Here is a 22,820-nt window from a genome sequence, read left to right on the forward strand (position 1 = left end):
GGACCGAGGTCACGATCTGGTTCGAGACCCACTCGGCGCATTCCGGTCATCGGAATCGCATGGAATGGGAAGTGGTGTTCGGGCGGGTCCGGTCAGGCGGTTGCGCGCTTTTTGAGTTCGTAGGCGGCTGCGGCCGGGTCTGTTGCGTTGTAGATGGCTCCTCCGGCGACGGCTACGGTGGCTCCGGCTTCCCGGACGGAGGCGATGGTGTCGGCGCGGACGCCGCCGGCGATGGAGAAGGGGACGCCGGCCCGGCGGCCGTCGTGGAGGAGGGTGTCGATGGTGTATCCGGGCCGGGCCTGTTCGTCGAGGCCGGCGTGGATCTCGACGAAGGTCACGCCCAGCTTCGCCACTTCGCGGATCCGGTCGACCCGGCCGTCCACCACGGCGATCATGTCGGCGACGACGCTCTTGCCGTACTTGCGGCCGGCCGCGACCGCTCCTCGTACGGTGTCGTCGTCGGCCGCGCCCATCACGGTGATGAGGTCCGCTCCCGCTTCGAAGGCGAGAGTGGCTTCCAGTTCGCCGGCGTCGGCCGTCTTGAGGTCGGCGAACACCAGCTTGTCGGGGTGCGCGGCCTTGATCGCGCTTACCGCGCTGATGCCGACGGACTTCACCAGGGGCGTTCCCAGTTCGAGGATGTCGACGTGCTCGGACACCTGATTCGCCAGGGTCAGCGCCGAGGGAAGGTCGAGTACATCCAGCGCAACCTGCAACTGCATAACGTTCTCCTCATCGGTGGAGACGGTGCTGCGCACACGTCGTCGGGAGCACTCGGGCGGAGGGCGGGGGCATCCGCGCACCCGCTACCGAGGACCGGGCCGGTCACCGGCCTCCCTCACAATTGCCCACCACGTAAAACGCGGCAACACTTAACGGCATGCAAAATCACAATCCCGTGATGCGCACAACAAATAGCCACCCGCCGCCGTGGGGAGTTCGCCGGCTGGATTGCATATCGGGCCGAACGGGACCTGATCACAGAGCACATGGAGGCGTCGGTGACGGCTTCCGCCACCGCCCCTGCTCGTCGGCTCCGTGCCGCGACCGCGTGCCCTCCGTGTCGGGCACAGGTCACGAAGCGTCACGGACAAGGTGCCTGCCTCATGCCGGCCGTCGGCGCTCGGTGGCGTCGGCGTTCGCGGAGCGATCCCCCTCCCGCCCGTCGATCAGACGGTCGCACGCGCCGAGGAGGCCGTCCCCGAGCCAGTCGACGGCCGTGCTCTCGCACGGGGTCGGGACGCTCAGTGTTCGAAGCCGGCCCGCTCGTGGCGGCACAGCAGCCGTTCGTCGGTCGTCCGGCGCCGTTCGTTCACAGTCGGTTGTCTGCCGGGCGAGGACGAATAAGCTGTGAAAAGCAAAGGTGAGTCCCGGCCGACTATAGCCGATAGCCGCCCGGACCACGCCCTCGGCGGGTAACGAGGCCTGTTGCTGGACGACCACATGAATGGCTGAACTCAAGGAGGACGCAATGGGGCGGGAGAAGCCTGTTTTTCCGGAGGCAGGGGCGCACTCTGAAACCGATGACCACTCGCGTCGCCGATAAACGGACTGTTTTCACATCGTGTTTATTCATTGCCTCGGAGTGGCGGCCGGCGGAGGATATCCGCAGTGGAACTGTGCTTGCGCAGGGTGCCGAGAGGCCCGCGCAAAGCCCGAGGTCGCAACGACACACGCAGGGATTGCGGTTTCCGGAGACGGCGAGCAGTGGCTCCTGTTGAATGCTACGCCGGATGTCCATCATCAAATAGCGGCAGATCCCTCTTTGCATCCGGGTCCGGGCATCAGGACGACGCCAGTTGCCGGTGTGCTGCTGACGGACGCGGAGTTCGACCATACGATCGGCTTGCTGATGCTGCGTGAGGGGTCGTCCCTGACGGTGTACGGGACGCGCCCCGTGCTGGACGCGCTGACCCGGCGGTTCCCGGTCCGGCAGCTGCTGAGCGACTACGCGGACTTCTCCTGGTCTGCCGTCGAGATCGGCAAGCCGATGGACCTCGACGACCGGTTGACCGCGACTGCCTTCCTGACCGGCTCCAAACCGCCCCGCTACGTAGGCGGTCCAGGGCAGCGCGAGTCGGAGTGGGAGGTGGGCTTCCGCCTGGAGGACAGGGTGACTGGCGGGACGCTGGTGTACGCGCCGACGCTGCCCCGGTGGGACGAGAAGTTCACCGAGCAGGTTGCGTCGGCTGATTGCGTCTTCCTGGACGGCACGTTCTGGACGGACGACGAAATGTCCTGCCAGGGGGCAGGCAGCCGCACCGGACGCTCCATGGGGCACATGCCCATCAGCGGCGACGACGGTTCCGCCCGCGCTCTGGCTGCACTTCCCGCGAAGCGGAAGATCTACACCCACATCAACAACACGAACCCTGTTCTCAACGAGGAGTCCAAGGAGCGGCGTTGGCTGACGGACTTGGGTATCGAGGTTGGTCGAGCCGGCTTGGAGGTGGAAATATGAACGCTTGGTCTGCTGAGGAATTCGAAGCGCAGCTGCGGTCGATCGGAGAAAAGCGGTACCACCATCTGCACCCGTTCAACGAGCGAATGCACGCGGGCTTGCTGACCGAGGAAGAGTTCCGAGGTTGGGTGCGGAATCGCTTCTATTACCAGGTGAACCTGCCGGTGAAGGACGCTTTTATCCTGACCAAGCTCCCCGGTCGGGAGGACAGGCGCCAGTGGATTCAACGCATCATCGATCATGACGGGCGAACGGGAGACGAAGGCGGCATCGAAAACTGGGTTCGCCTCGGCGAAGCTGTCGGATTGACCCGTCGTGAACTGTTCGACGGCGACTCGGTGCTGCCCGGAGTACGGTTCGCCGTGGACGCCTACGTGGACTTCTGCCACCGGAGGCCGTGGCTGGAGGCCGTGGCGTCGGCCCTGACCGAACTGTTCGCGCCGGGTCTGCTCAGCCGCAGGATCGCCGACGTCCAGCAGCACTACCCGTGGATCGCACCGGAAGGTCTGGAGTACTTCCGTGCGCGACTCACCCAGCAGCCCAAGGACATCGCGCATCTGCTCGACCTGGTGATCAACCACGCCGAGTCCAGGGAGCAGCAGGACGCGTGCGTACGAGCGCTGGAGTTCAAGTGTGACGTCCTCTGGAGCCTGCTTGACTCCGTGGAACTCGCGTACAGCAAGAAGCCGTGATGGACGAATCCGATCTGACGGCCGTCCCCCGGTTGGCGACCAAGGCGATGCTCAGGCACGACAGTGTCCGGGACGTGGAGTTGCTCCTGCTGCCGGAGAGGGTCGTCCTCCTGAACAAGTCCGGGGCAGCGATCTTGGGGTTGTGCGACGGCAGCCGAACCGTGCGGCAGGTGGTCACCCAGCTGGAGAAAGATTTCGAGGCCGCCGATCTCACGAACGACGTGATGACCTTCCTTCATGACGCGCGTGGACGGGGCTGGGTGGTGGTCACATGAACGGTATGCCGCATCCGTACGCCCTGCTGGCCGAAGTCACGCACCAGTGCCCGTTGCACTGCGTCTATTGCTCGAACCCGCTGGCGTTGCTCGATCGGCACGACGAGCTCGCGACCGAGGACTGGTTGCGGGTGATCCGCGACGCAGCCGGCCTCGGGGTCGTACAGGTGCACTTCTCGGGCGGTGAACCCCTTGTCCGCGGTGACCTGGAGAAGCTGGTCGCCGAGTGCCGTCGTCTCGGCCTGTACACGAACCTGATCACCAGCGGGCTCGGGCTCACGGAGAGCCGCGCGCGGTCGCTCGTTTCGGCGGGGCTCAACAGTGCACAGCTGAGCATTCAGGGCGACGCCGCTGAGTCGACGAACCTGGTGGCAGCGAGCAAGCGATTCGACAAGAAGGAGGAAGCCGCGCGCATCATCCGCGAGGCCGGACTGCCGTTGAACATGAATGTGGTTCTGCACCGGATGAACCTGCCTCGTCTGGACGCGATCATCGACGTCTGTGTGTCGTGGGGCGCCGAGCGGCTGGAGCTCGCCAACACCCAGTACTACGGCTGGGCTCTTCGCAACCGCGACCTGCTGCTGCCGGCCAAGGCTCAGCTGGAGGAGGCCGTCGGCGTCTACAAACGCCGGAAGGCCGAACTGGGCAAGGACATGGAACTCCTCTGGATCCTCCCTGACTACTACGAGCCCTATCCGAAGCCGTGCATGGGCGGATGGGCGCAGACCGCACTGACCGTCGCACCCGACGGCACCGCGTATCCGTGTCCAGTGGCTGCGGAGATCACGACGATGAACTTCCCCTCGGTTCGCGACCACGACCTCGCGTGGATCTGGGCGAAGTCCGACGCGTTCGAGGCATTCCGGGGAACTGAGTGGATGGCTGATCCTTGCCGTAGCTGCCCCCGCAAGGAGATGGATTTCGGCGGATGCCGGTGCCAGGCCTTCGCCCTGACCGGCGACCCGGCGCGCACCGATCCGGTTTGCATGCACTCACCGGACCACCACTTGGTGCACGACGTCCTCGTTCGCGCCAATCAGGCGGATGGGACGGCAGAGGCCGAAACAGTCCGCGAGGAGCTCGTCTACCGCCGCCCGCACGGGTCGGCGCGCGGTAACTGACGTATGCCACGCGACAGTCGTCTCGTGCCCAGGACCGTGCTGACGAAGGAAGAGGCAGCAGCGCGTTCGGCCGAAATCTCCGACGTCCACTACGCGGTGGACCTCGACCTGACCGCAGGCGATCGGACGTTCGCTACGACTACCGTGGCTCGCTTCCAGTCCCGGTCGGGGGATGCCTTCATCTTCCTCGACTTCGCGGGGGAGGCCGAGTCGGTCGAATGCAATGGCCGTGCGCTTGGGCCGGACGCGCAGGACGGGACACGCGTCCGGCTGAACCTGCGACCCGGTGAGAACACGGTGCGAGTGGTCGGTTCCGCTCCCTATTCGCGAACGGGCGAGGGGCTGCACCGCTTCTGCGACCCGCTTGACGGACAGGTCTACGTGCACACCAAGTTCGAACCCTTTGCGGCGCACACGGTGTACGCCTGCTTCGACCAGCCCGATCTGAAGGCAACGGTCGACCTGACCGTCACCGCTGACACCCATTGGGTCGTGGTTGCCAACACCGACCACGAGGAGCTACGGGCGCCCGCAGGCGAGAAGCGTTCGACGTGGCGCTTCGGACGCACGCCACCGCTGCCGCCCTACTTGGTGGCCTTCGCCGCCGGCCCGTTCCGGCGGCTGACCTCCAGTCACGCAGGAGTGCCGCTGGCGCTGTACGCGCGGAACTCGCTCTTCGAAGAGCTCTCCTGCGAAGCACCCGAGATCTTCGATGTCATCAGCCGTGGCCTCGACTACTACAGCGAGTTGTTCGACCTTCCGTACCCCTTCAGCAAGTACGACCACGTCTTCGCACCCGAGTACGCGTTCGGAGGAATGGAACACCCCGGCTGTGTGACACTCAACGAGCAACTGTTGTTCCGGCATCGTGTCACTGAGGACACGCGGCGAAGACGAGCCGACGTCTTGCTGCACGAGATGGCGCACATGTGGTTCGGCGACTACGTGACGATGCGCTGGTGGGACGACCTGTGGCTGAACGAGGCCTTCGCGACGATGATGGCGGTCGTCGCACAGGGCGAAGCAACGCGCTACGGGGAAGGCTGGACCGCCTTCGCACACCACGCCCTGCCAGCGGCGCGACATGCCGACCAGTTGCCCACCAGCCACGCCATCCGGGTCGAAACAGCCGACACCGATGCTGCGCGGTCGAACCTCGGCCCGATCGTCTACCTGAGAGGCGCAGCGGTGCTGCACGACCTCGCTGAGCGCTCGGGCTGGGAATCTTTCATCGCCGGTGTACGGACATATCTTCGGACGCATGCGTGGGGAAACGCCGGCCTCGACGACTTTGTGGCGGCGCTACGGCAGGCGTCGAACGCAGATGTGGACCGGTGGGTGGACGAATGGCTGCTGCGCCGTGGTGTCAACACGGTCGAGGTGGTGCGCCAGGCGGGCGGCCACCGGGTGGTGCAGTGTCCCGATCCCGATGTTCCGCCGCGCCACCTGAATCTGCGGATCGCTGTGTTCGACGACCACGATGCCAAGCTGGTGCTGCGGCAACGCGCGCACGTGTCGCTCAGTCCCCGCAGGGGTGAAGGTGAACTCGCCCTGTCCGGTGCGAGCCCGGACCTGCTGGTGCCCAACGACGATGCGGTCAGTCATGTCAAGGTCAGGCTGGACCCACGATCTCGACGGACGGCCCTGCGCAGCCTGTCCACACTCGGTGATCGACGAGCGCGAGCAGTCGTCTGGGGAGCGTTGTGGGACGACGTGCTCGACGCGCACTTGCCCGCGCGGAGCTACGCATCGGCGGTTCTCGCGCATGGAGTGCTGGAGAACGATGCCGGCATCCTGCGCGTGCTCTTGGAACGGGCCGTGCAGGCGGTGCAGGTCTACGGGGACCCGGTCAGCAGTTGCCGCATGCTCCAGGTTGCGGCGCGCCACGTGCGGGAGCAGTTGGACGGCGCCGACGCGGGTACCGACCGCCAACTGGTCCTTGCCCACGCCCTCGTGGGCGTCGCCCAGGCCGACGGCCACGGTCTGCTGAGCGACATCGTGTGTGGCCGGTCCCCCTGGGCGGGACTGGAGGTGGCTAGTGATCTGCGCTGGCGGGGATTGCTCCGCCTCGCTTCGACGGGAGGCGACATCCACGGGCTCCTCGACGTCGCGATGGAAGCCGATCCGGGGGACAGCGGCCGTCGAAACGCGTTGAGGGCCAAGGCCGCACGTCCCACCCGCGCCGCCAAAGAAGAAGCGTGGACGCGGCTGTTCAGCGGCAGCCTTTCGCTTGCGGACCGGAAAGCCGTCATGGCCGGGCTGCGGCAGCCGGGACAGGAGGCCTTGCTCACTCCTTACGCAGCACGCTACTTGGCGGCGTTGGAGAGCATGGCAGGAACCGCCGAGCCCGAGTTCGCGTTGGCGTTTGCTCGCGCCCTCTATCCCCGCTACACCCACGCCGAGCAGAGCGTGCTGGCGGGCACGGACGACCTGTTGGGCAACGGAGCACTCTCCGCGAACGTGCTGAAGGCTGTCAGAGAAGAGCGAGCCGAGCTCCTCATCATGCAAGCGGCACGAGCCTGCGACGCGGCGCACGGGACCGGCTGGGTCTGAAACCGACGGACGCCGCTGACAGGTGGGTCTGCCGTCCCTGAGGAACCCCCGCGCACGCGCACTCGCAGGACACGCCCGCCCGCGGCTGCCGGGGCTGCGTCACGCGCAAGACGTGAGCGGCAACATCGCCACCACCTGTTGCTACGGCATCGGCCGCCAGCGCTTCTGCACCCGGCGGCTACGAAGCACAAAGCCTTGGACGGCCGCGCAGACGACCCCAGCGCTCCGCACACCACGACGGCCGACGTGGCCGAAAAGAGTAACGAGAAGCGGCAACCCGCCACCAGCTGCAGGGCGCCGTCAGGTCCACCGAGCCGCTCGGCCGGAGCGGACCGGAGAAGCGCTCCTGCCCGTACGCCACCGTCGACGACGGCACCCGCCCGGAGTGCCGACTGCCCGCCCCCGCAACAGCCAGAAGGGAGTTGTCCCGGCAGGCGACGCCGAGCTCACGAACAGCGACAGCGCCGCTGCGTCACGGTGTCACCTCCTGCTCTACTGGCCGGGCCCCTGCCCGGACGGGCCCGCCGGCCGGCCACACACCCATCACGCCTGGCCTCGCCGCCGCACCCGCCCTGCTGCAAAGTCCGCGGCTCGCCACGTGAGACACCTTCGTACGGGCCTTGCACGCGGGCGGGCCCGCCCGGACAGAGGAGGCGCTCGGTCACGAGCCCTTGGCGAGCAGCTCCCTCAGGCGGGGCGCCTCCGCGGCGAGTGTGGTGGTGTCGCCATGACCCGTATGGACGACGGTCTCCCCCGGCAGCGGCAACAGCCGGTCCTGGATGGAGGCCAGAATCGTGTCGTAGTCGCTGTAGGAGCGGCCCGTGGCTCCCGGGCCGCCCTGGAAGAGGGTGTCGCCGGAGAAGAGGGCGCGCAGCGCGGGCGCATACAGGCAGACGGCGCCGGGCGCGTGACCGGGAGTGTGGATGACCGTGACAGCGGTACCGGCCAGCTCGAACACGTCGCCGTCGGCCAGGGGGCGGTCGGCGGGGCGGCCGGGATGGGTCATGCGCCACAGCACCTCGTCCTGCGGGTGGAGGTGGACCGGGGCGCCGGTGAGGTCGGCGAGGGCCGGGGCGGCGTTGACGTGGTCGTTGTGGCCGTGGGTGGCGATGATGGCGGTCACCCGGCGGTCGCCGATGGCCTTGCGGACGGCCTCGGCGTCGTGGGCAGGGTCGATGACCAGGACCTCGTCGTCGTCACCGATGATCCACACGTTGTTGTCGACGTCCCAGGATCCGCCGTCGAGACTGAAGGTGCCGGAAGTGACGAGGCGTTCGATGCGTGCGGTCATCACAGCACCACCACCGAGCGCAGCACGTCGCCGTCGTGCATTCTCTCGAACGCCTTCTCCACCTCGTCCAACGTGATGGTCTCGGTGACAAAGGCGTCCAGGTCGAGCCGGCCCTGCCGGTAGAGGTCGATAAGCATGGGGAAGTCGCGGGAGGGCAGGCAGTCGCCGTACCAGGAGGACTTCAGCGCGCCCCCGCGTCCGAAGACGTCCAGCAGCGGCAGCTCCAGCTTCATCTCCGGAGTCGGCACGCCGACGAGGACGACGGTGCCGGCCAGGTCGCGGGCGTAGAAGGCCTGCTCGTAAGTCTGCGGGCGGCCGACGGCGTCGATGACGACATCTGCGCCGAAGCCGCCGGTCAGCTCCCTGATGGCCTCGACGGGATCGCACTGGCGGGAGTTGACGGTATGGGTGGCGCCGAAGTCCTTGGCCCAGTTCAGCTTCCTGTCCTCCACGTCGACCGCAATGATGTCCGCGGCGCCGGCGAGGCGCGCCCCGGCGATGGCCGCGTTGCCGACGCCGCCGCAACCGATGACGGCGACGGAGTCGCCGCGGCCGACGTTGCCGGTGTTGATCGCCGCCCCGAGGCCGGCCATCACGCCACAGCCGAGCAGGCCGGCGGCCGCCGGCGCGGCGCTCGGATCTACCTTGGTGCACTGGCCGGCGGCGACCAGGGTCTTCTCCGCGAAGGCGCCGATGCCCAGCGCCGGCTCCAGCTCGGTGCCGTCCGCAAGGGTCATCTTCTGCTGCGCGTTGTGGGTGTCGAAGCAGTACTGCGGGCGTCCGCGCTTGCAGGCGCGGCACTGGCCGCACACGGCGCGCCAGTTGAGGATGACGTAATCGCCGGGAGCCACCTCGTCGACGCCCTCGCCGACGGCCTCCACGACACCGGCCGCCTCGTGGCCCAGCAGGAAGGGAAAGGCGTCGTTGATCCCGCCCTCTCGGTAGTGCAGGTCGGTGTGGCACACACCGCAGGCCTGGACCCTCACCAGTGCCTCACCGGGACCGGGATCGGGAACCAGAATCGTCTCCAGCGACACCGGCGCCTCCTTGCTCCTGGCGACGACGCCGCGCACCTCGTGAGTCATGTCGGAGTCTCCTCTTTCGCGTGTTGGTCGGTACGGTCAGCGGAGGACGACCGTGGGGTTGCCGTTGAGCAGCACCCGATGTCCCACGTGCCACTGCGCGGCGTGGGCCAATGCCAGGCACTCCGCATCACGGCCGGCGGCGACGATTTCCTCAGGACCGAGGACGCGGTCCACCCGGACCGCCTCCTGCTCGAACGACAGCCCCTTCGTCGCAATCCGCGATGACATAGCGCGCCACGCGGCGCGCGTGGGTTTCCGAGTGCCTGCGGGCATGGGGCGAGGGTGCTCAGGACCCCGTAGGAAGCGACGCATTCAAGTGCCCGCGTAACCGCACTGTACTCACAGTATTGGACGCGGGCGTGCTTCGCTGCAGAACCCGAGCAAACCCGAGTGACAGCCAGGCACGGCGACGTCCAATGACTGAAGACGCGGGCGGGGGACCGGCGGTGGCGGGCCGCACCCATGGCCCGACCGCGGCCCGTGGCCCCGGGGCATCCGCATCTACCCGTCCCGCCCGACCGCGCCCGACAGAGGCCGCCGGCTGCAGGTCACCACCGGGCTCACACGACCACCCGGCGGCGAACCGCCTCACACGACACACCGTCAACCCGCCCGCTGGCGCGGGACCGAACGCCCCGTCGATGCCGGCACGGCACGGCCGCCCCCGTCCAGCAGTGGCCCACGCTGAACAAGGGCTTACGGTCCGTAGGTAACCAAGTGGACACCGTTCATACGCGCACGGCGCGCGTTCGTGGCCAAAGGATTGACCACACATTCACCTCCGTTGCAGGCTTATTGCGCACCGCGAGTCGTAGGTGCAGCCGAAAACTGTGAACCCGAGGCGGGGAAGGCACAGCAAGCGGATTCATGCGCTTGGTGCGACCGGTCGTGCCACTGCAGGCGATGCGGCACAGCTGTACTCAACCGGTAGACCGACAGTGTCGTCAGGTGCTTCTTCGCGCAGTCCCAGAGTGTCGCAGGACGCTCGAATCCGGCAGGCTTCGCACGCTGCGCATGGCGACAGGTCAGTTTGGAGCGAGAGGTGAAAATATGGTGCTTCCATCAAAGATGCCTCAGCTCGCCGACCTCGACTTGCTGTTGTCGGTCGAGAGCTATGGCAGCGTAGGAAAGGCCGCACAGGCGCACAACCTCTCACAGCCGGCCGCCAGTATTCGGATCAGAGCGATGGAACGTCGCCTCGGCCTTCGGCTGCTGGACCGTTCTCCTGCCGGGTCGAAACTCACCGAGGAAGGAGAAATACTGGCCAAGTACGCCCGTAACCTGATGCATGCAGCACGAGAACTGTTGGAATTCGGGCCCGGGTCCCAGTCCTCCAACGTGAAACGTCTACGGGTCGCGGCCAGCCCGGCTGTCTCGGAGCACTTGATCCCTGAATGGTTGAACCGTTCCGGGTTCTCGTTCGGCGAGGCACGTGTCGAGGTGCAGACCGGCAGCGTCGACACGCTCCACCAGCTCATCCTTGCGAGCCATGTCGACCTCGCGTTCATTGACGGCTGGTGTCAGGCCGGAAGCCAAGTGCAGAAAAACTATCGTGAAGACCTGGTCACCCGTTACATATGCGACGACAAACTGGCCGTCGTCGTCGGCTCGAGACACCCGTGGGCAACACGGCACAGCCCCCTGTCCGTTCAGGAGTTGGCAGACGCGCAACTTGTCCTGCGCGAGCGCGGCTCAGGGCTCAGGGAGTTCACGGATGAGCTGCTGGGAGCTGCACGCGCCCCCCGGAATTACGTCGAGTTCCCCTCCAACGCGGCGATCAAGCAAGCAGTCGCTACGAGTCGGCGGGTGACAGTGCTGAATATTTCCACCGTAAGGTCCGAACTCGCGGAAGGCCGACTGCATCAGGTGGCCGTTGACCAGGAGATGCCGGCAAAACCCATCTACGCAGCCTGGAGTGAACGTCGAGGTCTCCCGGAGTACGCGCGAGAACTTGTGGATACTGCCGCATCGAAGGGCAGCCCGCTGCGAGTTGTGAAAACCGGTCAGGCAGTCCGTGGTACTCAACTCGCAGAGGCGAACATCACCACAGCGATCTAGCATCACGGTCTCTACCCGTCGAGTCGGTGACCGGACCAGTGAACCGATCATGAACCGGCGAACACGCCACACCGTTCGGTGACGAGCGCAGGAGGATCAACGACAGATGTCATCTCTGAACGAAAACGCACGCACACTTGTCTCCAACAGGCGCGGAATCCTTGCTGCCGACGAGAGCATCGGGACGATGTCCGCCAGGCTGGAGAAGGTGGGCGTCGAAGCGACGGAGGAAAATCGTCGAGTATACCGCGAGTTGATTGTTACGACCCCTCGGCTCTCGGAATCGATCAGCGGGATTATTCTCGCGGACGAGACGTTCCATCAGCAGGTATCCAATGGGCGCACGTTTCCGCAGTTCCTCGCGGACCTCGGAATACTGACCGGAATCAAGGTCGACACCGGAGCAAAGCCGCTGGCGGGAGCCCCGAACGAGACGATCACCGAGGGTCTCGACGGGCTGCGCGAACGAGTGACGGACTATGTGCGCCTCGGCGCGACGTTCGCCAAGTGGCGCGCAGTGATCAAGATCGGCGACAGCCTGCCGTCGGACCGTGCGGTGCGAGCGAACGTGCACGCGCTGGCTCGGTATGCCGGCCTCTGCCAGGAAGGCGGCCTGGTGCCCATCGTGGAGCCCGAGGTGCTGATGGACGGTGCCCACTCGCTGGCGCAGTGCCAGAAGGTGACGACTGCCGTGCTGGAGTCGCTGTTCGACGAGCTCAACCTGATGCGGGTGCAACTCGACGGCATCGTCCTCAAGCCCAACATGGTGGTTGCTGGGACCGACAGCCCGGAGCGGCCCTCGGTGACAGATGTCGCCCGGGCCACGGTGGACGCCCTGCGGGCGACCGTGCCGGCGTCCGTACCGGGCATCGCTTTCCTTTCCGGCGGACAGAGCCCGGAAGCAGCGACGAAGCATCTCGGGGCGATGCAGGATCTCAGTCCGCTTCCCTGGGAGCTCACCTACTCGTTCGGAAGGGCGCTGGTCGGGCCGGCTCTGGAGACGTGGCGGGGCGACAACGACAACTGGGCTGCCGCCCAGAAGGCGCTGTCCGAGCGCGCCGTCGCGAACGCCGCCGCTCGCTGAGGGGCCGGCCGGCACGATGCTGCCGGCTCCGTGCATCGGGCCGGCATCCCCTCGACCCCCGTTGCTGCACTGCGCCGGCGGCCTGCGTCTCGATGGAGGAGGTGACCGGACCGGCTGCGTGAGTTGCCGGTCCGGCCTCCTGCGGCTTGTGTTCCTCGTCGTCGTGGCCGAGTGCGGTGCAGCCCCTCCGCACGGTCTCGCGCCGTTGTTCATCCGATTGATCTGATGCCGATGAGGAACCAGGAGTGTGGCGTGGTGCCATCCGCCGGGACCGAGGGCCTCGATCACACGCTTGCCCTCGAACTCGTACGTGCCACCGAGGCTGCCGCGCTCGCGGCCGACAGGTGGGTCGGACGCGGGGCCACGAACAGCGGCAGGAGCGCTGCCATCGATGCGATGCACAGACTCCTCATGTCGGTGCCGATGCGCGGCGCGGTGGTGATCGGTGTGGGCGAGAAGAGAGGTACCTCTGTTCTGCCCAAGGGGGAGTGCGTCGGCGACGGGAATGGTCCGGCCTGCGACATCGTGATCAGCGCGGGCGACGTCAGCCCCCCGATGGTCGCGGTAGCCGAGCGCGGTGCCATGTACGACCCGTCGTCGGTTCTCAGCATGGAGAAACTGGCCGTCGGTCCCGACTACGTCCACGTCGTCGACATCGACCGCCCGGTCGCGCAGAACCTGCGCGCGGTTGCCGCAGTCAAGGGCGTGCGACTGTCGGATGTCATCGTTGCGGTTTCCAACCGGCCCCGGAATAGGCAGCTCGTGCGCGAAATCCGTGAGGCTGGTGCGCGGGTCCACTTGACGGAGGGAGGCGACGTCGCGGGCGCGATCGCCGCGGCGTGTCCCGAGAACTCGGTGGACATGCTGATGGGCACAGGGGGAGCAGCGGACGGAGTCATCGCCGCGGCTGCCCTGTCCTGTCTGGGTGGAGCCTTGCAGGCCCGACTACGGCCCGAAGACTCCGAGCAGCACGAGAAGAAGCACCAAACCGGCCTCGACGCCGGCAGTGTCCTCCACACCGGCGACCTGGTGCGCGGAGGGAAAGTCTTGTTCTGCGCCACGGGAGTGACCGGCAGTGAGCTGCTCAGCGGCGTGCAGCACCGATCGGGCCGCACCTGCACACAGTCCATCGTGCTGTGCTCGAGTCCGCACACGGTGCGGATCGTCACCTCCGAACACCGGCGTGCCAGTCGCAGCGAGCACCTCGGGATGGACCCGGATGAGTAGAAGATTGCCGGCACCCCGCACATCCTGCCCGAAATCCGTGTGGCGACCACCGGGACGATCGCGAGGCTGACAGGAACCGCAAACGCACCCAAGAGGAGCACCGATTCGAATGACGGGCGAGACCACCACGACGTCAGTCCGGACCGAACCCGTTGTCGCGCGCTACCGCGGACTGATCTGTGACCTCGATGGTGTGGTTTACCGTGGCGCTACAGCTGTTCCTCGTGCGGTGGAGACCCTGAACCACATGACGGCGTTCGGCGTGCCGGTGGTGTTCGCGACCAACAACGCATCTCGCTCTCCCGGAAACGTGGGTGACCACCTCCGCGAGCTGGGCGTAGCGGAGCGAAACTGGTCGGTGGTCACCAGTTCTCAGGCGGCCGCGGCACACCTGGCGGAGCGTCTGGCTCGAGGAGCGCCGGTGTGTGCGGTGGGAGGGCCCGGTGTCGCTGAGGCACTGACCGAAGCCGGGCTGACCCCGGTCCGCTTCAAGGAGCTGGGTGACACACCGGTCGAGGCAGTAGTTCAGGGACTGGGGACCGACGTCACCTGGAGCGAGCTCGCGGCGGTGGGCCACCTCGTCGAAGCCGGAGCCATCTGGGTGGCAACCAACGTCGACCTCACACTGCCTACGCCGTACGGACAAGCCCCCGGCAACGGGGCTTTGGTGGCGTTGGTGCAGACGGCAACCAGCGCCTCACCACACGTGGTCGGCAAGCCGCACGCGGCTCTGTTCGACCTGGCACGTTCCCGGCTCGGCACCGAGCAGCCGGAGACGATTGTGTGCGGGGACAGGCTGGACACCGACATCAAGGGCGCCAACTCGGCCGGCCTCGACTCACTGTTCGTCCTGAGCGGGGCGTGCCGCCTCCGCGACGTGGCCTTCGCTGAGCGGTCATCGCGTCCCACATATGTCGCCGCCGACCTGAGCGGACTGCTCGCGCCCGCACTGCCGCTGCACACCACCTCACCCGACCACCTCGTCGAACTGGGGCCGGACGCCGTACCCCGTGTGCCGAGTGCCGGTGACGACGGCACACGGTTGCAGTCCGTCGTCACTACGGCCTGGGCCGCTCGCGACAACGGTCGTGCGGTCGCTGACCATGCCGAGCTGTGGGGAAGCATTGAACGACAGCTCGGACTCGTCCGGAACAAGCCGCGCTCAAGAGGCGCCGATCACTAGCCGGACATCTGATGGTGGCTGGGGTTGCCCGTGACCTGAATCAGGAACCTGGCATCCCACTGTCCCCGACCTGCTTCCCCTGTCGATCCGCCCAACGCCCACCTGCCGATCCGTGAAACTAGGAGCATGGCCGACGTGCGCATCTACCTTGGCTCTGATCATGCCGGACTCGAACTCAAGAACCACTTGGTCCGTAGGCTTCTCCGCCTCGGCTACGAGGTGACCGACGTCGGTCCCGCCGTCTACGACGCGGACGACGACTACCCTCCGTTCTGCGTCGAGGCGGCGCGGCGCGTTGTCGCCGACAAGGGCAGCCTCGGTCTCGTCATAGGGGGCTCCGGCAACGGGGAACAGATCGCCGCGAACAAGGTGCCCGGTGCCCGCGCCGCGCTGATCTGGAACGTGGAAACCGCCAGACTGGCCCGTCAGCACAACAACGCCCTACTGGCCGGCATCGGCGCCCGAATGCACACGGTCGAAGAGGCCGAGTGCCTTGTGGACGCCTTCCTCACCACCGAGTTCGAGGGCGGCCGCCACCAGCGCAGGATCGACCTGCTGTCGGACTACGAGCTATCCGGTGAACCGCCCGCCCTGCCAGGAGCATGACGGCCAGGTTCCGGTGCCGTCGAAAAGCCCGGATGAACGAGGCTTCGCGACCAGGGGTGAGCTGGCCCGGGGCATCGACAGCCGCTGCCTGGCCGCCGGCCTGCCCGCCAGGTGGGTCACCGCGGACGAGGCCTACGGGCAGGACTGGCACTTCCGCCGCCTGCTCGAGCAACTCGACATCGGCTACGTGGTGGCGGTGCCCGAGTCCCAGCAGATCAAGCCCCTGGCCGGCATCTGGCGCATCGACCAGCTCACCGAGGAAGTGGGCGATCCGTGTGGTGGGGCAGCAGACGCGGCAACTCTTCGCCGAACAGTTCGGCGTCCGCCGCCAGCTGCGCCTCGGCCGGGGAGGTCTCGCCCGCGATGGCAATCGTCTCGCCGGGCTTGCGGCGGCGCCGCTGCAGCGTGCGGCGCAGAACGAGAGCACCGGTGACGGCGGCGGCCAGCAGCGCTCCGGCCCCGAGCACGATCCGCAGGTCCAGCGGCCCGCCGGCCCGGGCCGGCGCCGGCGTAGGTGCGGCGGGGTCGGTGGAGGTGGGTGGAGTCTCTAGAGTCTGCGCCGGCTAAGACGGCGTGCGGCGAGGTGCTCACTGACGGGGGCGCCTCGGCCGCGCCGACGCCTGGGCAGGTAGGCGGCCGGGCGGTGATGCTGATCCCGCACCGCGCGCCGGACGCGGAGGAGACCATGCTTCCGCCGGGCTACCAGCGCATTCCCGCCGCTGTGCGGCAGGCCGCCCAACCGATCATGGCCCGGCGGGTCGGCGAGATGCCGGGAGTCGACGGTCGGGCTACGCGGACCAGATGCCGGGCGATGACCCTCGGCTTCGTCACCCTGGGGCAGCCCACCGATGATTCTTCCGACTCCTCCGGTGGCACCGCCGGGACTCGCGCCCCCGGGACGCCGGATTCAGCGCTCGGCGAGTGCCTTCGACCAGACCGGGCTGTCGAAGTAGTGGTTGTCGTACTGCTGTGAGCTGTCGCGTATGTCCTGCGCAGTGGCTTCCCCTTGGTGGACTCGTTCCAGCAGCCGGTAGTAGTCGAAGCGGTGCAGACCAGGGGTGAAGACCACCAGCAGCTCGGCCTCGCTGCCGGGAACCGGTGCGAAGGCGTGCGGCACGGTCGGCGGGACGGTCAGGAAGTCGCCCTTGCCCAGGATGAGGATCTCGTCGTTCACCAGGATGCGCATCGTGCCGTCGAGCACGAAGAACATCTCGGTGGCCTTGGTATGGAAGTGCGCGGGAGCACCTGGCGAGCCCTTCTGGAACGTTGCCTTGTTGGCCGTGAGGGCACCGCCGGTCGCGCCGGCATCGGCGAGCAGCGTGATCAGGCTCGTCGGGCCGTCCTGGAGAGTCGCGGCGTTCTCGGCGCGGACCAGAACGGGGGCGGCGGCGATCGGCTGAGTCGTGGCGGTGTTCATGCTTCTCCCGGTTGTCCGACCCGGTTCGTCACCAGGCCCTTGTCGCTGACACCGATCAATCTACGGCGCACAAAGACCCTCGACACGGTGCAATCAGTAGCAGGTTTCCTGGGCCAATTGCTCGCGCGAGGAAGCGCCGGGGACGGACTCGGCCGCCAGGTCTCGCTTAGGGCCGGGAAGACATCCGACGTGCAGCCTCGTCCTTGATCCGCCAGTCCAAGCGCTCCGCCCGCCAACTGCAACGCTCATCCGCCAACTGGCGCGCTAAGTCCCAGCCACGCTCCTGTGGTGATGGGACCGTGGGCCCCTACAGCTCGAAGTCGACGTACTCGATGTCGGTGAAACGGACTTCTGCAAGGCTGCCCGCGCGATGGCCGTTGTCCTGGAAGTATACCTCTCTAAGGGCTTCTGCTGCGATTTCCTGCAAGAGCTGGTCTTCCGCGCTCTGTTGCTGGGCGTCGAGGAGGCGAGCAGCGTGCTGCGGTGGCAGGGCGACGGTCAGGTGGCGCAGGCGGGCGTCGTCGGTGGTGCCGATGGGAGCGGTGTAGCCGATCCGGGCGCGGGTGTCGATGACGATGCCATCCGTGGTCGCTGCCCTGCGCCTTGCCCGGGCGCGGACATGCGGCTGCCAGCGCTTCCTCACCTCTGCCTTCAGACGGCCGGCGAGGTCCGGGCGGGGCGTTCTGATCTGGTTCCTGACGTAGCGCTCGACGGTGCGCTGGGACACGCGCAGCAGCTCGGCGGCGGCCCTCGTCCCCTTCAACTGCCGTACCAGATACCGCATCTGTGCACCGGCCGACTTCGGGATCGGGCGGGTGAAGGACCGCTCCACCGCCCTTTCCAGGCCGTCCCCGAACAGGGTCATGAGCTGCTACTCCCCGTCGTCCTGGTTGGTGACCTCGCCGGTCTTGATGTACCGGGCGAGGTTGAGCTCGGGAGCGTCGAACTGCTCGCGCACACCCTCGCCCCACAGCACGGTCTGAGTGCCCTCGTGCTTGACCATCCCCGGTGAGACGCCGAGCCGCCAGCCACCCGGCAGGGGCTTGCCCTCCCGGTACGGCACGAAGTCGAGCGGCGAAGGCCCGTCGGCCGCGTACACGGCGCAGTCGGAGAGGACGGCGACCGGGTACTGGCCGGTGAACGCCGCGTGCTTGACCAGTTTGCGGTGCACGTTGATCCGAGTACGGGAGATGACGGCGGCGCGGATGTCCGGTCGCCAGGTCGGCCGGGACAACGCCCGCCAGGGCAGCCCTGGCTTCCAGCCTTCGCCGTGCGGGCGCTCGCGCAGTTTCCCGATCCCGCCCTTGACCGTGGCCTTGATGGCCGACACGACGATCGCCAGCTCGGGGTCGCGGTCCCTGTGGCCGTCCATCGCCGTCAGGAACTCCTCGGGGCTCGCCGTGGCGGGCACCCCGAGGTCGGCCATCGTCGCCACGTACGCATCGCGCAGCCTGTTGTACCAGGCGTCCAAGTAGCGGCCGTTGTCGTAGCGGACATATGCCTCGAGCGGGCGTACGTCGTAACCGAGCTCCGCGGCGTAGGCCACGGTGGGCGTGGCGTACCAGGCCGGGCCCTCGGGCCGCTCGCCGGTCGGCGTGAACGGGCTGGGCAGCAGTTCGCCGGCCAGGCCCACCCATTCCCTGCCGATCCTCACGCGTGAGAGGTCGACATGGGACAGGTCGACCAGCCAAGAGCCGGGCAGCTTGGGGTCGAACACCGGCCGCTTGACGTGTGTCGGCGCTCCGAGGCCGACCACCAGGCCGTTCGCGCCGGCCGCGAAGGCCATGTTGACGTCGATGCCGACCAGGTAGCGCCGGGTGCACTCCTCGTCCGTGAGGGGGCGTGCCCAGTCGAAGGCCTCTTCCACCAGGACCTCCGCCGGGGTGCGGCGGTGGAAGCGCGGCAGGTCCGCGAGCAGCGGATGGCCGTCCGGCGCCTCGCACGGTGCGCAGTCCACCGGATCCTTCCCCAGCGAACCCGGGTTGTGCTCGCTGTGCCGCTTTCCCGTCTTGTCCGGTTCGGAGGCGCGGGTGGGCGGGTGCAGGGCGGTCATCAGCTCCAAGCCGGTCACGGCGGTCGACCCGCGCGGGGTCATGACCCGGGCCGCGTAGGTGCCCAGCAGCCGGGCGAGTTCCCCGGGCGGGAGCTGGGCGGCGTTCGCCCAGTGGCGGGGGTCCAGCGCGTTCCACGACGGGATGCACAGCTGCACGCAGTTGCGCTCCGCGCCCTGTGCCGGACGGTAGATCCGTGCCCACGGTCCGAATCCGCGCTGGGTGAGCTTCCAGTCGGCACGGGCGAGCTGCTTGATGATCTTGTGGCCGTCCGGCAGCCGCCCGGCCAGGCGCTCGTCGTCGGTGAGGTGCACCGGCAGGCCGTAGCGCTCACACGCGGCCTCGGTGAGTACGAGCAGGGGGTCGGCGTCCTTGCCCGGTCCGGACAGCTTCGGCTGCCCGAGCTTCGCCTCCTCGAGCGTCCAGTCGACCAGGGCCGGAATCGACTTGGCCGGCACCTCCAGGACCAGGCCGCCGACGCAGTACGCGAGGACCTGGCCGTCCTCCACGCCGATGACCGCGAGCGGGCCGTTCTCGAAGCGGGTGTCGGCCTCTGCCGGGCGGTTCGCCGCGGTGGCCTTTGCGGGGCCCGGGCCCCGGTGCCGTGGTGGCGTTGTCGCCGGAGGGGCGGTGGGCGTCGCTTCCCTCGCAGGAGGGGCGGGAGCGTCGGTGAGCGCCCGTGCTTCAGCTGTCTCCTGTGCGGGCACGGCGGGGCGGGAGGCGGCGGGACCTGGGTCGGTCAAGCGGGGGTCGGGCGGGAGGGGGTCGGCGGGGTACAGCTCGGCGAGTTTGTCCAGGAGCCGTGCGTACGCGTCGCGTTCCGGCGGTCGCGGTTCGGTCCTGCCGGATTCCCAGCCGCTCACCGTGGCGCGGCGCACCTTCAGCGCCGTGGCCACCTCGTCCACCGTCAGGCCGTGAGCCTTCCGCAGCCGCTTGCGCTCCTCCGGCGGCGGGAGCGGAGCGCGGGACGCGACCAGCGCGTCGACCGCGTCGAACAACTCCGACATGAACACCTCCTGACCCGGACGTCACCTCAAGCTCGCGGCAACAGCGTACATTCCGCGTACGTTCAGCGTACGCGGCGCGTCCGGTTCGTGATCGGCGTCCGAGTGGCGGGCAGGGCGGTGGGAAGGGCGGCGGCCGGTGAGGGGGCTGCGGCAGGCGGCCGGGCCGTGAAGTGAGGGCGGGGCGGGCGGCCAGCGTGAACCGTCAGGGAGGTCATCGAGGACGTCCTGAGCGCGGTACCTCATGTACGTGACGTCAATGAGGTACGGCGCTCAGGACGCTTCAGGTCGCTCGGCGCAGCGGGACGACGACGTTCTGGCCCAGTTGCTTGGGGGCGAGCCGGTGTACCGGATGTGCCCGATCGGCCCTACCAGCGGAAGTACTACCCGGGTATCGGCCTGGTCGCCGACGAGGAGACAGCATGCCCGCCTTTGTCGCGGAGCGAGCGCGGCTATGTCCTTGGCCAGACGAGCTCGGCCTCGTGCAAGATCTCGTCACCGAACCCGAGGGTTAGTACGCCACCGGCGCGCCCGCGGAGGCGGTCGACCCGCGGACGCTGGCGCCCGGCTGCAAGGGGCGCAAGACCGAACGCTCGGAGGGGGACCCGCTGTCGCCGAAGGCGGGGGAGGCGGGTGGCGTCGTGCCGCTGTAGGCGATGACTCGTCCCGGGCTGCTGTCCGGGAGGGGGCCAGGGGTGGCGCGGTGGGACCGCCGCCGGTTCGTCGACACCTCACTGGCGTGCTCGGCGGGCCCTCCCGAGCCGCTCCGCGCCGCTGCGGAACGCGTCGGGACGTGGGGGTGTTCAAGTGACCGGGTATGGCCTCATTGCGGGGGCTGTTGAGAGAGTGCCGCCATGCGTGAAGCAGTGGACGGCGTCAAGGTGTGGCTGCGTGAGTGGCTCGCGGCCCGTGGTGGGGTTGCCGGCAGTGTGCATGCCCGTCGCGGTGATGAATTGGTCCTGGTTGATGCGGTGAACATCCCGGTTTCGGTGCTGGAGTCCGTGCGCAGGGTTCCCAGAGGCAAGGGCATGGCGGGGTTGGCGTTCGAGCGTGGCGTGCCGGTGACGACCTGCGATCTGAAGACGGACACGACAGGTGATGTGCAGCCGGGGGCGAAGGCGGTCGACGTGAATGCCGCTGTGGCGGTTCCGGTGTGCGATGCGGAAGGTGACCTCCGGGGTGTGGTCGGGATCGCCTATCAGGGGGCGCGGGCGATAGGCGAGGGTGAGTTGGCTGTGCTGGTGCAGGAGGCTCGGACCGTGCCGTTTGAGTAGGGCACCGGGAGCGGCAGGGGCAGGAGCGGCCTGCGCCTGGTGTGCGGTGCGTGATTGCGCACCTTCCGCACACCAGGCGCTCCGGAGGCGTCGTGCCCGTGGGTGTGCCGCCTCCCGGGCGGCTCGACGGGCCGGTCAGGTGCGGACGCGGGCCGCCACCGTGCTCGGCACCGGGACGGCGAGCGGAGGACCGGCCGGTACCCCCTCCATGCGGTCGGCGAGGAAGGTGCGCGGACCGGGCACGCGGCGGCCGATGAGCTGAGTGGTGAAGACCTGCTGGTCCTTCTGATGGCCCGTCACCTGAGCGCTGAACATGCCGGGTTGCTGCGAGGGCAGTTCGACGGCCTCGACCCAGCAGGGGTCACCGAACTCGGCGTACCGCTGGTACCGGTTGACCGTGGTGGTGGGCAGTACACAGATACCCGGCGGGAGCAGGGCGCAGGCGGCCTGGCGAGCCGCTTCGAGCAGGACCATACCGGGCATGTGATCGCCGCCGTGTTCGAACATCACGGGATGGCTGGGGTCTGGGTTGAGCCGCCAGACCGACGGGCGATCGGTCGGGGCGAGCACGAGGTCGATGGGGAGCGTCCGGCCGAAGTCGGACGGTGTCTGGTTGGTGGGGTGGTAGTCGATCGCCGTCGGCAGGGCGCCGCTGCGCAGCCGGCGGTAGGCGGCGGGCGAGACACAGGTGAAGTGCCCGTCGCCGACGGCGACGACGTGTTCGTCCCGCCGGATGACGATGTCCACGCCGAGGATCGTCTCGTTCCGCTGCTTGGTGAAGACCGTCTCGATCGTCAGGTCGCTGGGTGAGTTCCCTATGCCTAAGTGTTCGGGATAGGTCGTGGCGGAGATGTCCCGCATCACGAATTGATGGCCGAGAGGTATCCCGAACTCCGAGTGGGCGAGGAAGATCCCGATCTGCCGGATCGTCTCGACGGCCTGCAGGTGATCATGGCTCCGGCCGTCGGAGGTGTGGAAAAACGTGTGGGCGCGTGGCCACTGCCCGGTGATCGTGAAGGTGTTCTCGCCGATCTTCTCGCAACTGGTGAGGAATACCTCTGCATGCGAAGCCCGATGCACATATTCTTTGGGAACGGTGGTGGTGAGCCGGGGAAGTTCCATCGTCTCCTTCTGTATGGATCCCTGGGTAGCACTGTTGCCCCGAGCACCTTTTTGCCGGGGTGCTGTCGCACTGCTCATGATCCTTCTCCCCCAAGAAGTGACTGGAAGCGTGGCCCGTAACATACATACTTACCGGTTTCATTTACAAGGCGTTGCTGACCTGGCCTCTTGCCGGGGCCGTCCTACCGGACCGGCCGCGCGGGATGTTTTTGCGCCGATCCCGGAGCCTCCTTGTGTGACGAGGGTCACTTCGCCGGGGCTCACACTTTTCGGGGCTGTGTCGTCGGAAGGGGTGGAGAGCGGTAACCGATGTCTG

The 22,820-nt window shown here is 67.7% G+C and carries 20 protein-coding genes and 2 pseudogenes; 13 read left to right on the forward strand and 9 right to left on the reverse strand.

What is annotated here, in order from left to right:
- Positions 1-92: 92 nt before the first annotated feature.
- Entirely contained in the window at positions 93-722 is a 630-nt protein-coding gene (hxlA, locus tag IE142_RS14670) for a 3-hexulose-6-phosphate synthase (protein ID WP_191886146.1), read from the reverse strand.
- An 863-nt stretch (positions 723-1,585) separates the two neighbouring features.
- Between hxlA and pqqB the strand changes: the two genes are divergently transcribed.
- Genes pqqB through pepN form a run of 5 tightly spaced genes read left to right on the forward strand, consistent with a single transcriptional unit; the run spans position 1,586 to position 7,102 of the window.
- A complete protein-coding gene (pqqB, locus tag IE142_RS14675; RefSeq protein WP_229830484.1) occupies positions 1,586-2,461 on the forward strand; it encodes a pyrroloquinoline quinone biosynthesis protein PqqB in 876 nt (291 codons plus the stop codon).
- Positions 2,458-3,153, forward strand: a complete 696-nt coding sequence (pqqC, locus tag IE142_RS14680; RefSeq protein WP_191886155.1) for a pyrroloquinoline-quinone synthase PqqC — start codon at positions 2,458-2,460, stop codon at positions 3,151-3,153. Before pqqB ends, pqqC begins: the two co-directional genes overlap by 4 nt.
- A complete protein-coding gene (gene pqqD, locus IE142_RS14685; RefSeq protein ID WP_191886156.1) occupies positions 3,153-3,428 on the forward strand; it encodes a pyrroloquinoline quinone biosynthesis peptide chaperone PqqD in 276 nt (91 codons plus the stop codon). The genes pqqC and pqqD overlap by 1 nt, the downstream gene beginning before the upstream one ends.
- Positions 3,425-4,549 (forward strand): pyrroloquinoline quinone biosynthesis protein PqqE, encoded by a 1,125-nt coding sequence (gene pqqE, locus IE142_RS14690; protein WP_229830485.1) that lies wholly within the window; start codon positions 3,425-3,427, stop codon positions 4,547-4,549. The genes pqqD and pqqE overlap by 4 nt, the downstream gene beginning before the upstream one ends.
- 24 nt (positions 4,550-4,573) lie before the next feature.
- Positions 4,574-7,102: an aminopeptidase N gene (pepN, locus tag IE142_RS14695; RefSeq protein ID WP_229830489.1), complete on the forward strand. Its 2,529-nt coding sequence runs from the start codon at positions 4,574-4,576 to the stop codon at positions 7,100-7,102.
- A gap of 661 nt (positions 7,103-7,763) precedes the next feature.
- Here the strand turns inward: pepN and IE142_RS14700 are convergent.
- From IE142_RS14700 to IE142_RS14710, 3 genes are read right to left on the reverse strand one after another with little or no spacing between them, the layout of a single operon-like run.
- Positions 7,764-8,393, reverse strand: coding sequence for an MBL fold metallo-hydrolase (locus tag IE142_RS14700; protein ID WP_191886158.1), 630 nt, complete (start codon positions 8,391-8,393; stop codon positions 7,764-7,766).
- A complete protein-coding gene (locus tag IE142_RS14705; RefSeq protein WP_191886159.1) occupies positions 8,393-9,478 on the reverse strand; it encodes an S-(hydroxymethyl)mycothiol dehydrogenase in 1,086 nt (361 codons plus the stop codon). Before IE142_RS14705 ends, IE142_RS14700 begins: the two co-directional genes overlap by 1 nt.
- 36 nt (positions 9,479-9,514) lie before the next feature.
- A complete protein-coding gene (locus IE142_RS14710; protein ID WP_191886160.1) occupies positions 9,515-9,751 on the reverse strand; it encodes a hypothetical protein in 237 nt (78 codons plus the stop codon).
- 795 nt (positions 9,752-10,546) lie between these two features.
- Between IE142_RS14710 and IE142_RS14715 the strand changes: the two genes are divergently transcribed.
- From IE142_RS14715 to IE142_RS39350, 6 genes and pseudogenes are all read left to right on the forward strand, one after another.
- On the forward strand, positions 10,547-11,536 hold the full coding sequence (locus IE142_RS14715) for a LysR family transcriptional regulator (RefSeq protein WP_191886161.1): 990 nt from the start codon (positions 10,547-10,549) through the stop codon (positions 11,534-11,536).
- A gap of 106 nt (positions 11,537-11,642) precedes the next feature.
- Complete coding sequence (locus tag IE142_RS14720; protein ID WP_191886162.1) at positions 11,643-12,620, forward strand: class I fructose-bisphosphate aldolase; 978 nt, start codon at positions 11,643-11,645, stop codon at positions 12,618-12,620.
- Positions 12,621-12,872: 252 nt separating this feature from the next.
- The gene (locus IE142_RS14725) at positions 12,873-13,847 is read left to right on the forward strand and encodes a fructose-bisphosphatase class II (RefSeq protein ID WP_229830490.1); all 975 of its coding nucleotides are present in this window, start codon (positions 12,873-12,875) and stop codon (positions 13,845-13,847) included.
- Positions 13,848-13,956: 109 nt separating this feature from the next.
- Positions 13,957-15,030 (forward strand): HAD-IIA family hydrolase, encoded by a 1,074-nt coding sequence (locus IE142_RS14730; RefSeq protein WP_191886164.1) that lies wholly within the window; start codon positions 13,957-13,959, stop codon positions 15,028-15,030.
- A 135-nt stretch (positions 15,031-15,165) separates the two neighbouring features.
- Positions 15,166-15,636, forward strand: a complete 471-nt coding sequence (locus IE142_RS14735; protein ID WP_191886201.1) for a ribose-5-phosphate isomerase — start codon at positions 15,166-15,168, stop codon at positions 15,634-15,636.
- Positions 15,608-15,898, forward strand: a pseudogene (locus tag IE142_RS39350) (transposase); the annotation flags it as partial. The gene IE142_RS14735 and the pseudogene IE142_RS39350, both read left to right, overlap by 29 nt.
- On the opposite strand, the gene IE142_RS14745 reads toward IE142_RS39350, so the two are convergent.
- The 4 genes from IE142_RS14745 to tap all read right to left on the reverse strand — a co-directional run bounded on the left by IE142_RS14745 (position 15,888) and on the right by tap (position 20,111).
- Positions 15,888-16,103: a hypothetical protein gene (locus tag IE142_RS14745; protein ID WP_229830512.1), complete on the reverse strand. Its 216-nt coding sequence runs from the start codon at positions 16,101-16,103 to the stop codon at positions 15,888-15,890. The pseudogene IE142_RS39350 and the gene IE142_RS14745 overlap by 11 nt on opposite strands.
- Positions 16,104-16,543: 440 nt before the next feature.
- On the reverse strand, positions 16,544-17,053 hold the full coding sequence (locus IE142_RS14750; RefSeq protein WP_191886165.1) for a cupin domain-containing protein: 510 nt from the start codon (positions 17,051-17,053) through the stop codon (positions 16,544-16,546).
- 307 nt (positions 17,054-17,360) lie between these two features.
- Positions 17,361-17,918: a telomere-protecting terminal protein Tpg gene (gene tpg / locus IE142_RS14755; protein ID WP_191886166.1), complete on the reverse strand. Its 558-nt coding sequence runs from the start codon at positions 17,916-17,918 to the stop codon at positions 17,361-17,363.
- A gap of 6 nt (positions 17,919-17,924) precedes the next feature.
- Positions 17,925-20,111 carry a telomere-associated protein Tap gene (gene tap, locus IE142_RS14760; RefSeq protein ID WP_191886167.1) on the reverse strand — a complete coding sequence of 729 codons (2,187 nt, stop codon included), beginning with the start codon at positions 20,109-20,111 and terminating at the stop codon, positions 17,925-17,927.
- Positions 20,112-20,635: 524 nt separating this feature from the next.
- Between tap and IE142_RS36635 the strand changes: the two are divergent.
- Positions 20,636-20,761: pseudogene (locus IE142_RS36635) on the forward strand (DUF6009 family protein); the annotation flags it as partial.
- A gap of 201 nt (positions 20,762-20,962) precedes the next feature.
- A complete protein-coding gene (locus IE142_RS14765) occupies positions 20,963-21,382 on the forward strand; it encodes a GAF domain-containing protein (RefSeq protein ID WP_191886168.1) in 420 nt (139 codons plus the stop codon).
- A 135-nt stretch (positions 21,383-21,517) separates the two neighbouring features.
- Here IE142_RS14765 and IE142_RS14770 read toward each other — a convergent pair whose 3' ends face one another.
- Positions 21,518-22,504 carry a ScbA/BarX family gamma-butyrolactone biosynthesis protein gene (locus IE142_RS14770; protein ID WP_191886169.1) on the reverse strand — a complete coding sequence of 329 codons (987 nt, stop codon included), beginning with the start codon at positions 22,502-22,504 and terminating at the stop codon, positions 21,518-21,520.
- Positions 22,505-22,820 lie beyond the last annotated feature (316 nt).

It is taken from the genome of Streptomyces mutabilis (assembly GCF_014649815.1).
Lineage (GTDB): Bacteria > Actinomycetota > Actinomycetes > Streptomycetales > Streptomycetaceae > Streptomyces > Streptomyces mutabilis.

Bases quoted from the DNA above. Each gene is read 5' to 3' on its own strand.
- tpg (WP_191886166.1), bottom strand. From the start codon at position 17,918: ATGACCCTGTTCGGGGACGGCCTGGAAAGGGCGGTGGAGCGGTCCTTC.
- pqqE (WP_229830485.1), top strand. From the start codon at position 3,425: ATGAACGGTATGCCGCATCCGTACGCCCTGCTGGCCGAAGTCACGCAC.
- IE142_RS14730 (WP_191886164.1), top strand. From the start codon at position 13,957: ATGACGGGCGAGACCACCACGACGTCAGTCCGGACCGAACCCGTTGTC.
- tap (WP_191886167.1), bottom strand. From the start codon at position 20,111: ATGTCGGAGTTGTTCGACGCGGTCGACGCGCTGGTCGCGTCCCGCGCT.
- IE142_RS14715 (WP_191886161.1), top strand. From the start codon at position 10,547: ATGCCTCAGCTCGCCGACCTCGACTTGCTGTTGTCGGTCGAGAGCTAT.
- IE142_RS14750 (WP_191886165.1), bottom strand. From the start codon at position 17,053: ATGAACACCGCCACGACTCAGCCGATCGCCGCCGCCCCCGTTCTGGTC.
- IE142_RS14710 (WP_191886160.1), bottom strand. From the start codon at position 9,751: ATGCCCGCAGGCACTCGGAAACCCACGCGCGCCGCGTGGCGCGCTATG.
- IE142_RS14765 (WP_191886168.1), top strand. From the start codon at position 20,963: ATGCGTGAAGCAGTGGACGGCGTCAAGGTGTGGCTGCGTGAGTGGCTC.
- IE142_RS14720 (WP_191886162.1), top strand. From the start codon at position 11,643: ATGTCATCTCTGAACGAAAACGCACGCACACTTGTCTCCAACAGGCGC.
- IE142_RS14770 (WP_191886169.1), bottom strand. From the start codon at position 22,504: ATGGAACTTCCCCGGCTCACCACCACCGTTCCCAAAGAATATGTGCAT.
- IE142_RS14700 (WP_191886158.1), bottom strand. From the start codon at position 8,393: ATGACCGCACGCATCGAACGCCTCGTCACTTCCGGCACCTTCAGTCTC.
- IE142_RS14705 (WP_191886159.1), bottom strand. From the start codon at position 9,478: ATGACTCACGAGGTGCGCGGCGTCGTCGCCAGGAGCAAGGAGGCGCCG.
- pqqD (WP_191886156.1), top strand. From the start codon at position 3,153: ATGGACGAATCCGATCTGACGGCCGTCCCCCGGTTGGCGACCAAGGCG.
- hxlA (WP_191886146.1), bottom strand. From the start codon at position 722: ATGCAGTTGCAGGTTGCGCTGGATGTACTCGACCTTCCCTCGGCGCTG.
- pqqC (WP_191886155.1), top strand. From the start codon at position 2,458: ATGAACGCTTGGTCTGCTGAGGAATTCGAAGCGCAGCTGCGGTCGATC.